The organism is Tsukamurella hominis, from assembly GCF_965137015.1.
GTDB lineage: Bacteria > Actinomycetota > Actinomycetes > Mycobacteriales > Mycobacteriaceae > Tsukamurella > Tsukamurella hominis.
This window is the reverse complement of the sequence record NZ_CBCRZG010000022.1, coordinates 58320-67543: the sequence shown is the minus strand read 5'-3', so window position 1 is coordinate 67543 and position 9224 is coordinate 58320. Positions and strand designations below refer to the sequence as shown.

Below are 9224 nucleotides of genomic sequence, written 5' to 3'. Positions count from 1 at the left end.
AGGTACTCCGTTCGAGGGGGCGCGGGATGAACCATTCGGTTCATCGACCCGTCATTGGTAACATGAACCGAGCGGTTCAAACAAGCGCCGCCACGCCGCGTGGCGAATCCCGCTCGGCGGAGATTCGTCGTTCTTCGAAGAGTTGAGGAGGGTCCGGCCCCGATGTCCGCCGCCCCCAAGCCGCGTCCCCGCCCCCGGGTCCGCCTGGTCAACACCGCACTCAACCTGGTGGGCCGGCACGGCTTCGCCGACGCGGGCCTCGCGGAGCTGACCGCGCAGTCGCAGGCCTCCAAGAACTCGCTCTACCAGTACTTCCCGGGCGGGAAGGCCGAGCTCGTGGAGGCGTCCACGTCGCTCGCGGGCCGCCGCCTGCTCCGGTACATCGACGCCGCGACGAGCAAGGGCGAGCCGCACGAGTGGATCGGCCGGTTCATCGAGCTGTGGAAGCGGGTCCTGGTCCGCTCCGAGTTCCAGGTCGGGTGTCCGCTGCTGGCGGCCGCGCTGGCCGACGGCGCGCCCCGCGTGCAGGACGCCGCCACCGCCGCGTACACCGAGTGCGAGCGGCGTTTCGCCTCCGCGCTGGTCGATTACGGCGTCGAGGAACGCGGCGCGCTCGTCTTCGCCTCCGTCTTCATGAGCTCGATCGAGGGCGCGGTCGCCCGGGCGCGCGCCGCCCGCGACATCTACCCGCTGACCGACGTCTACCACTCGATGATGGCCCTGCTCGACCTGACGATGGCGGCTCCCGACGTGGTGCGGGGCGCTACAGTCGCCGAATGACCGACGGCGACTACACCCACTGGCTGGACGACTGCTACTCCGTCGATTCCGAGGGACTGCGGTCGTACGGCCGGGCCACCCGCTCGCCGCACGTCCCGTACGCGAGCAGCCGGATCATCCCGCGGGACACGCCCGTCCCGCCGCTCATCGTGGCGGATCCGGTGTTCAAGGTGGCGGCGCGGCTGCTGGCGGAACAGATCGAGGAGTTCAACGTTGGCCGGCTGCTGCACGTCTCGCAGACGGTCCGCCAGGTGACGCCGATCCGGATCGGCGACGTCGCATCGCTGGGTGCCCGGATCTCCGACCGCGTGACGCGAGCCGGGATCGACCTGTTCACCGTGGACTGCGTCGTGCGCGTCGGCGGCGAGACCCGGATCGAGACGTCGAGCGTCGTCGCCTACGCCGGCGGCGACGAGGCGAACACCGACCTCGTCGACGCGGCCGCGCCCGGCATCGTCATGCACGGCGCCGTGCTCTGAACTGGCTCACTCGACGACGATCACCCGCAGGTTCCGGGGGCCGTGCACGCCCTCCACGCGGTCCAGCTCGATGTCGCTCGTCGCGCTGGGCCCGCTGATCCAGGTGAGCGGGCGGACGTGGGCGCCGGTGTCCCGCAACCGCGCGACGGCGGCGGGGACGTCGTCGACGATCCGGTCGGCGTGGACGATGCAGACGTGCACGTCGGGCACCAGGGTGACGGCCCGGCGCCCCTGCCCGGCGCCGTGGTCGAGCACGATCGTCCCGGTGTTCGCGACCCCGACGGTGGCAGTGGTCACCACCGCGGCCGCCGCGTCGAGCCGATACGGCGAGAGGCCGTCGTCGTCGAGCCAGGGGAGCGGCCCGGGGACGAGGTCACGGACGACTTCGTCACCGAGCACCCCCGCGTCCGAGTCGATCGGCCCGAGCATCTCGCGCACCGTCGCGCCGAGGTCGGGGGCGGCGCACCGTCGGACCTGGGCGCGGTAGTCGGCGACCCGTTCCGCGAACCGGTCGACGACGTCGAGGTCGCCGGTCCCGACGGGCCGGCCGTACGTCCAGGGGACCGGGGTCTCGGCGGCGTCGCGCTCGCCGACGTCGGCGAGCGCCGTCCGGACCCGACCGAGGATCTCCTCGCGTGCGGTCATCGCCCGGTGCCTCCCTCGTGTTCGCGGGCCCACCACTGCCGGAAGGTCTCCGTCGGCGGGACGGGGGTGTCGCGCTCCGCGCTCCAGCCGCGCATCGGGCCGGGGAGCTTGCCGAAGGTCCTGCGACGGCGGAAGATCCGGCCTCCGAGGGTCGCCAATCGCTGCGCTGCGCCGAGCCTGCCGGCGCTGCCGAACATCCACGCGGCGCCCTTCATCGCGGCGGCCTCGGGCTTGGGGACGCCGCCGCGTGCCTCGTCGACCACCCGGGTCCGCAGGTGGACCAGCAGATCCGGGATGGGGATCTTCACGGGGCAGGCGTCGAAGCAGGCGCCACAGAGCGTGGACGCGTAGGGCAGCGAGGCGTCGACCGCGGAGGCGGTGCCGCGCAGCTGCGGGGTCAGGATGGCGCCGATGGGGCCGGGGTAGACGGAGCCGTAACTGTGGCCGCCGACCCGCTCGTACACGGGGCAGACGTTCAGGCACGCGGAGCAGCGGATGCAGCGCAGGGCGGAGCGGCCCACCTCGTCGGCGAGGACGTCGGTGCGGTGGTTGTCGAGGAGCACGATGTGCACCGCCTCCGGCCCGTCGCCATCGCCGGAGGGCCCGGTCCAGATCGAGGTGTACGGGTTCTCCCGCTCGCCCGTACTGGACCGGGGGAGCACCTGGAGGAAGACCTCGAGGTCGGCGAAGGTGGGCAGGATCTTCTCGATGCCCACCACCGAGATGAGAGTCTTCGGCAGCGTGAGGCACATGCGGCCGTTGCCCTCGGATTCGACGACGACCAGGCCGCCGGTCTCGGCGATCGCGAAGTTCGCCCCGCTCACGCCGACCTCGGCGCGGAGGAACTTCTCCCGCAGGTGCAGGCGGGCGGCCTCGGCGAGGCGGGCGGGCTCGTCGGTGAGGTCGTCCGGGGCGGGGCGGCCCACCTCCTTCATCCGGCGCCGGAAGATGTCCCGCACCTCGGTGCGGTTGCGGTGGATCGCGGGCACCAGGATATGGCTCGGCCAGTCCTCGCCGAGCTGCACGATGAGCTCCGCGAGATCGGTCTCCCAGGCGTCGATCCCGGCGGCCGCGAGGGCCTCGTTGAGCTCGATCTCCTGGGTGGCCATGGACTTCACCTTCACCACCTCCTCGGCGCCGGCGGCGCGCACCAGGTCGATGACGATCCGGTTCGCCTCTTCCGCGTCGCGGGCCCAGTGCACGACCGCCCCCGCGGCGGTCGCGTTGGCCTCGAACTGCTCGAGGTACTGATCGAGGTGCCGCAGGGTGCGGTTCTTGATCGCCTCGGCCGCGTCGCGCAGCTCCTCCCAGTCGTCGAGCTCGCCGACCACGGACGCGCGCTTGCCGCGGATGATCTTCGTGGCGTGAGACAGGTTGCGGCGCAGCGTGGCGTCGGCCAGCGCCTCCCGGGCGGCGTCCGGGAACGTCGGCATGCCGACGAACGTTCCGGTCACGCCGACGTGCGGATGTCCGGTGGTCACAGCGGGGTCCCTTCCGTGGTCGCCAGGATCTCGGCGAGGTGGACGGTGCGCGTGCGGTCGCCGGTCCGCGCCATGAGCCCGCCGATGTGCGCGAGGCAGGAGTTGTCGCCGGCGACGAGGTACTCGGCACCGGTGGCGCGGACGCATCCGGTCTTGTCCAGGCCCATCGCCACGGAGACATCGGCGTTCTTCATGGCGAAGGTGCCGCCGAAGCCGCAGCACTGGTCGGCGTCGGGGAGCTCCACCAGATCGATGCCGCGGACCGCGCGGAGCAGTCGCAGCGGGCGGTCGCCGACGCGGAGCATGCGCAGCGAGTGGCACGTGGGGTGATAGGTCACGCGGTGCGGGAAGTACGCGCCCACGTCGGTCACCCCCAGCACGTCGACGAGGAACTCGCTGAGCTCGTACACCCGGGGCGTGAGCTCGTCCACGGCCGCGCGGAGCCCGCGGTCGCCGGCGCGGTCCGCGAGACCCGCGTGCTGGTGCCGGACCGATCCGACGCAGGAGCCCGACGGGGCGACGACCGCGTCGTAGCCGGCGAAGACGTCGACGAACCGCCGGACGCCGGGGATCGCCTCGTCGGCGTAGCCGGTGTTGGTGAACATCTGGCCGCAGCACGTCTGTGCCTGCGGGAACTCGACATCGACGCCGAGGCGCTCCAGCAGCCGGACCACCGCCTTCGGCGTCTCGGGCCACATCGTGTCGTTGAAACACGTGGCGAACAACGCGACCTTCACGAGGCCTCCGTCCGGTTGAGTTCGTGTGGTCTGACCACAGGGTCGAAGGTAGGGTGACGGGGACCACATGTCAACCGACACGCGCTCCCCGTGGAAGGCTGAGGGACATGACGCTCGACCCACCGGACTGGCAGCCCGTCGCTCGGACCCGCACGTACCAGCTGGTCATCAGCGCGATCGAGCAGCAGATCCTGGCGGGCTCGCTCCGTGTCGGTGACGCACTACCGCCGGAGCGCGACCTGGCGACGCGGCTGGAGGTGAGCCGGCCGGCGGTCCGGGAGGCGCTGCGCGTGCTGGAGGCGCAGGGCGTCGTCACCTCCGGCACCGGCAGCGGGCCGCGCGCGGGCACCTTCGTCAGCGCGGTGCCCGCGGACTCCCTCGCGCACTTCCTGCGCCTGCACCTGGCCCTCAGTAACTTCGAGTTCCCCGAGGTCGTCGAGGCGCGCGTCCTCCTCGAGCGGTCGTCGGTCCAGCTCGCGGCCCGCGACGCCGACCCCGCGGCCCTGGCGCCGGTCCGCGCCGCGCTCGATGCGATGGACGCCGCCGGCGACGACCGCGCCGCCTTCAACGACGCCGACACCGACTTCCACACCGCGCTCGCCGAGGCCTGCGGAAACCGCCTCGTCACGACGGTGACCGTCGCGATCCGGGGCGCTCTCCGCGCAGGGATCCTCGCCGCCTTCGAGGAGGTCGACGACTGGCCGGCGCTCACCGCGGTCCTGCAGGACGAGCACCGCGCGATCCTCGCCGCGATCGAGGCGGGCGACTCCGGCCGCGCCGCCGGGCTCACGGAGGAACACATCCGTGGCGCCTACCGCCGCCTGCCCGGACTGCACTCGGGCACGATCGTCTGAATCGGCGCCCACTAGGGTTGGTGAGGTGATCCTTCTCCTCTCCACCTCGGACACCGACCTCCTCAGCGCGAAGGCCAGCGGCGCCGACTACCGCTGGGCCAACCCCGCGCGGATCAGCGTGGAGCTCGACCTCCCCGGCCTGCTCGACGGCGCCGACATCGTGCTGGTCCGCATCCTCGGCGGCCGGCGGTACTGGGAGAGCGGCCTCGACGCGCTCGCGGCGAGCGGGAAGCCCGTCGTCGTGGTCTCGGGGGAGCAGGCGCCCGACGCGGACCTCATGGAGGCCTCGACGGTGGCCGCCGGCGTCGCCACCCAGGCGCACGCCTACCTCGCCGAGGGCGGGCCCGACAATCTGGCGCAGCTGTACCACTTCCTCTCGGACACGGTGCTGCTCACCGGCGACGGCTTCGAGCCCCCCGTCGCGGCGCCGCAGTGGGGGATCGTGGACCGGCCCGCGGCGGCGCAGGACGGCCCGCGGATCGGCGTGCTGTACTACCGCGCCCAGCACCTCGCGGGCAACACCGCCTACATCGACGCGCTCGCCGCGGCGATCGAGTCGCGCGGCGCGGTCGCGGTGCCGATCTTCTGCGCCTCGCTGCGCACCGCCGACGACGCGCTCTTCGCCGAACTCGGCACGCTCGACTCCCTGGTCGTGACGGTGCTCGCCGCGGGTGGCGTGAACGCCGCCGGTGCCGCGGCCGGCGGCGACGACGAGTCCTGGGACGTGGGCCGCCTCGTCGCGCTGGACATCCCGATCCTGCAGGCCCTGGCGCTCACCACCTCCCGCGAGCAGTGGGAGGGCAGCGACGACGGCCTCAGCCCGCTCGACGTGGCGACGCAGGTGGCGATCCCCGAGTTCGACGGCCGGATCATCACGGTGCCGTTCTCCTTCAAGGAGATCGGCGACGACGGCCTGCCCGCCTACGTGCCGGACGCCGAGCGCGCCGCCCGGGTCGCGGGCCTCGCGCTGCGCCACGCGCGGCTGCGTTCGATCCCGAACGCGGACAAGAAGATCGCGCTCATGCTCTCGGCGTACCCCACCAAGCACGCCCGCATCGGCAACGCCGTCGGCCTGGACACGCCGCAGTCGGCCCTCGAGCTGATCCGCCGGCTCGCGGACGCCGGCTACGACGTCGGCGCACCGTCGGACATCCCCGGGCTGGAGGCCGACGACTCCGACGCCTTCATCCACGCCGTCATCGCCCGCGGCGGCCAGGACCCGGACTGGCTGTCGGACGAGCGCCTCGACGGGCGCGAGGTCACCGTCGACCCCGCGACCTACCGCGCCTGGTTCGCGACGCTCCCGCAGGACCTGCGCGACGCGGTGACCGAGCACTGGGGCGAGGCGCCCGGCTCGCTGTTCACCACCGGCTCGGGCGACATCGCGATCGCCGCGCTGCGGTTCGGGAACCTCACCGTCATGGTGCAGCCGCCCCGCGGCTTCGGCGAGAACCCCGTCGCGATCTACCACGACCCGGACCTGCCGCCCAGCCACCACTACCTGGCGAGCTACCGCTGGCTCGCCGACCGCGAGCACGGCTTCGGCGCCGACGCGGTGATCCACCTCGGCAAGCACGGCAACCTGGAATGGCTGCCCGGCAAGACGCTCGGCATGTCCGCGTCCTGCGGCACGGATGCCGCGCTCGGCGACCTCCCGCTCATCTACCCGTTCCTGGTCAACGACCCGGGCGAGGGCACGCAGGCCAAGCGCCGCGCGCACGCCGTGCTCGTCGACCACCTCATCCCGCCGATGGCCCGCGCGGAGAGCTACGGCGACATCGCGCGGCTGGAGCAGCACCTCGACGAGTACGCCAACGTGCAGAGCCTGGATCCGGCGAAGCTGCCGATGATCCGGCAGCAGATCTGGACGCTGCTGCAGGCCGCGAAGCTCGACCACGACCTGGGCCTGGAGAACCAGCCCGACGAGGACGCCTTCGACGACATGATCCTGCACGTCGACGGCTGGCTGTGCGAGATCAAGGACGTCCAGATCCGCGACGGACTGCACATCCTGGGCGCGGCACCGTCGGGCGACGCGGAGACCGACCTCGTGCTCGCCATGCTCCGCGCCAAGCAGATGTGGGCGGGCTCCGTGCACACGCCGGGCCTCCGCGAGGCGCTGGGCCTGGAGGAGGACGGCACCGCGTCGAAGGCGAAGACGGACGAGTTCGAGGCCCGCGCCCGCGAGCTCGTCGTCGCCGCAGCGGCCGCCGACTGGGCATCGTCGGCGATGGCCGGCCTCACGGACGACCCGGCCGTCGCGAAGATCCTGGACTTCGCGGCCACCGAGATCGTGCCCCGCCTGCGCCGCACCGGCGACGAGATCGACCACGTCCTGCGCGCGCTTGCGGGCGGCTTCGTTCCCGCGGGGCCGTCGGGCTCGCCGCTGCGCGGCCTGGTCAACGTGCTCCCCACGGGCCGCAACTTCTACTCCGTGGACCCGAAGGCCGTGCCCTCGCGGCTCGCCTGGGCGACGGGGCAGGAGCTGGCCGCCTCGCTGGTCGCGCGGTACCGGGAGGAGCACGGCGAGTACCCGAAGTCGGTCGGCCTGTCGGTGTGGGGCACCTCGGCCATGCGCACCGCAGGCGACGACATCGCGGAGGTCCTCGCCCTGCTCGGCGTCACGCCGGTGTGGGACGAGCAGTCCCGCCGCGTCTCCGGCCTCGAGGTCATCGGGCTCGAGGAGCTCGGCCGCCCGCGCATCGACGTGACCGTCCGCATCTCCGGCTTCTTCCGCGACGCCTTCCCGCACGTCGTCGCCATGCTCGACGACGCCGTCCAGCTGGTGGCGCGGCTCGACGAGCCCGACGCGTCCAACTTCGTCGCCGCGCACACGCGGGCCGCGCTCGCGGACCACGGGGATCAGCGGCGCGCCACGACCCGCGTCTTCGGCTCGAAGCCCGGCACCTACGGCGCCGGCCTGCTGCAGCTCATCGATTCGAAGAACTGGCGCAGCGACGCCGATCTCGCCGAGGTCTACACGGCCTGGGGCGGCTACGCCTACGGCCGCGGGCTCGACGGTGCGCCCGCCGCCGACGACATGCGCGCGGCGTACCGGCGGATCAACGTCGCCGCGAAGAACATCGACACCCGCGAGCACGACATCGCCGACTCGGACGACTACTTCCAATACCACGGCGGCATGGTCGCGACGGTGCGCCACCTCACGGGCTCCGACCCCGAGGCCTACGTCGGCGACTCCACGCGGCCGGACTCCGTGCGCACCCGCACGCTGAGCGAGGAGACCAACCGCGTCTTCCGCGCGCGCGTCGTGAACCCGCGGTGGATGGCGGCGATGCGCCGGCACGGCTACAAGGGGGCCTTCGAGATGGCCGCAACGGTGGACTACCTCTTCGGCTTCGACGCCACCGCCGGCGTGATGGCCGACTGGATGTACGACAAGCTCACCGAGAACTACGTCCTCGACCCCGAGAACCGGAAGTTCATGGAGGAGTCCAACCCGTGGGCGCTGCACGGCATCGCCGAGCGGCTCCTCGAGGCCTCGCAGCGCGAGCTGTGGAAGTCCCCGGACCCCGAGCTCCTCGCCGCCCTCCAGCAGGCCTACCTCGACACCGAGGGCGACCTCGAGGACCGCTGAACCCCGATTGAACGTCGTTTTGGAGAACGCCACCTGCGGGTTTCATCTCCAAAACGTCGTTCAATCGCGAGGGGGCCGGGAACCTTTCGCCCGGTTCGCCCGTTGTACCGGTATGAAGCTCTTCGCGTTCCTGACCTACATCGTCGTGGAGATCGCAGCGGTCGCCGGGCTGGTGTCCTGGCTCGGCTTCGGCTGGGCTGTGCTGGCGATGATCGGCGCCACCGTGCTCGGCGTGCTCATGCTCCGCCGCACCGCCGCGGGCGTACTCCGCGACCTCGGGCAGGCCCTCGACGGGCAGCGGTCCGCGGGCCCCGCGCTGATGGACACCGCGATCCTCGCGGCGGCCGTGTTCCTGCTCGCGGTGCCCGGCGTGGTGAGCACCGTGCTCGGCCTGTTGCTGCTGGTCAAGCCGGTGCGCGCGGTGGTGCGGCCCGCGGTCGCCTACGTCGGCGCGAAGCGCGTGGCCTCGTTCGTCGAGGAGTCCGGCCTGGTCACCGTCCTCGCCGGCCAGCCGCGCGGCTTCGGCACCGTCGTCGACGGTGACGTGGTGACCGAGCCGCGGACCACGTCCGAGCCCGTGGTCGACTTCGGCGGCCCGGGCCCGCGCCCGGGGTACCGCGAGTTGCCGCCCGCCCCGTAGTTGGCAGACT

At 72.5% G+C, this 9224-nt stretch carries 8 protein-coding genes; 5 read left to right on the top strand and 3 right to left on the bottom strand.

All coding sequences use genetic code 11. The features are described from left to right. Positions 1-162: 162 nt before the first annotated feature. Both ACM9LD_RS21065 and ACM9LD_RS21060 read left to right on the top strand, forming a co-directional pair. Positions 163-780 (top strand): TetR/AcrR family transcriptional regulator, encoded by a 618-nt coding sequence (locus tag ACM9LD_RS21065; protein ID WP_415678489.1) that lies wholly within the window; start codon positions 163-165, stop codon positions 778-780. Beyond that, complete coding sequence (locus tag ACM9LD_RS21060; protein ID WP_415678488.1) at positions 777-1259, top strand: FAS1-like dehydratase domain-containing protein; 483 nt, start codon at positions 777-779, stop codon at positions 1257-1259. Before ACM9LD_RS21065 ends, ACM9LD_RS21060 begins: the two co-directional genes overlap by 4 nt. Positions 1260-1265: 6 nt before the next feature. On the opposite strand, the gene ACM9LD_RS21055 is transcribed toward ACM9LD_RS21060, so the two are convergent. From ACM9LD_RS21055 to ACM9LD_RS21045, 3 genes are read right to left on the bottom strand one after another with little or no spacing between them, the layout of a single operon-like run. Then, the gene (locus ACM9LD_RS21055; protein WP_415678487.1) at positions 1266-1904 is read right to left on the bottom strand and encodes a LutC/YkgG family protein; all 639 of its coding nucleotides are present in this window, start codon (positions 1902-1904) and stop codon (positions 1266-1268) included. Then, positions 1901-3337, bottom strand: a complete 1437-nt coding sequence (locus ACM9LD_RS21050) for a LutB/LldF family L-lactate oxidation iron-sulfur protein (RefSeq protein ID WP_415678492.1) — start codon at positions 3335-3337, stop codon at positions 1901-1903. The genes ACM9LD_RS21055 and ACM9LD_RS21050 overlap by 4 nt, the downstream gene beginning before the upstream one ends. Positions 3338-3381: 44 nt before the next feature. Continuing rightward, on the bottom strand, positions 3382-4122 hold the full coding sequence (locus ACM9LD_RS21045) for a (Fe-S)-binding protein (RefSeq protein WP_415678486.1): 741 nt from the start codon (positions 4120-4122) through the stop codon (positions 3382-3384). Between the two features lie 107 nt (positions 4123-4229). Between ACM9LD_RS21045 and ACM9LD_RS21040 the strand changes: the two genes are divergently transcribed. The 3 genes from ACM9LD_RS21040 (at position 4230) to ACM9LD_RS21030 (ending at position 9214) form a co-directional block, all read left to right on the top strand. Then, positions 4230-4976, top strand: coding sequence for a FadR/GntR family transcriptional regulator (locus ACM9LD_RS21040; protein ID WP_415678485.1), 747 nt, complete (start codon positions 4230-4232; stop codon positions 4974-4976). A 25-nt stretch (positions 4977-5001) separates the two neighbouring features. Then, positions 5002-8574 carry a cobaltochelatase subunit CobN gene (cobN, locus tag ACM9LD_RS21035; RefSeq protein ID WP_415678484.1) on the top strand — a complete coding sequence of 1191 codons (3573 nt, stop codon included), beginning with the start codon at positions 5002-5004 and terminating at the stop codon, positions 8572-8574. A 112-nt stretch (positions 8575-8686) separates the two neighbouring features. Further along, complete coding sequence (locus tag ACM9LD_RS21030) at positions 8687-9214, top strand: FxsA family protein (RefSeq protein ID WP_415678483.1); 528 nt, start codon at positions 8687-8689, stop codon at positions 9212-9214. Positions 9215-9224 lie beyond the last annotated feature (10 nt).

Coding starts and splice junctions, on each gene's coding strand:
- ACM9LD_RS21065 (WP_415678489.1), top strand. CDS start 163: ATGTCCGCCGCCCCCAAGCCGCGTCCCCGCCCCCGGGTCCGCCTGGTC.
- ACM9LD_RS21060 (WP_415678488.1), top strand. CDS start 777: ATGACCGACGGCGACTACACCCACTGGCTGGACGACTGCTACTCCGTC.
- ACM9LD_RS21055 (WP_415678487.1), bottom strand. CDS start 1,904: ATGACCGCACGCGAGGAGATCCTCGGTCGGGTCCGGACGGCGCTCGCC.
- ACM9LD_RS21050 (WP_415678492.1), bottom strand. CDS start 3,337: ATGCCGACGTTCCCGGACGCCGCCCGGGAGGCGCTGGCCGACGCCACG.
- ACM9LD_RS21040 (WP_415678485.1), top strand. CDS start 4,230: ATGACGCTCGACCCACCGGACTGGCAGCCCGTCGCTCGGACCCGCACG.
- ACM9LD_RS21030 (WP_415678483.1), top strand. CDS start 8,687: ATGAAGCTCTTCGCGTTCCTGACCTACATCGTCGTGGAGATCGCAGCG.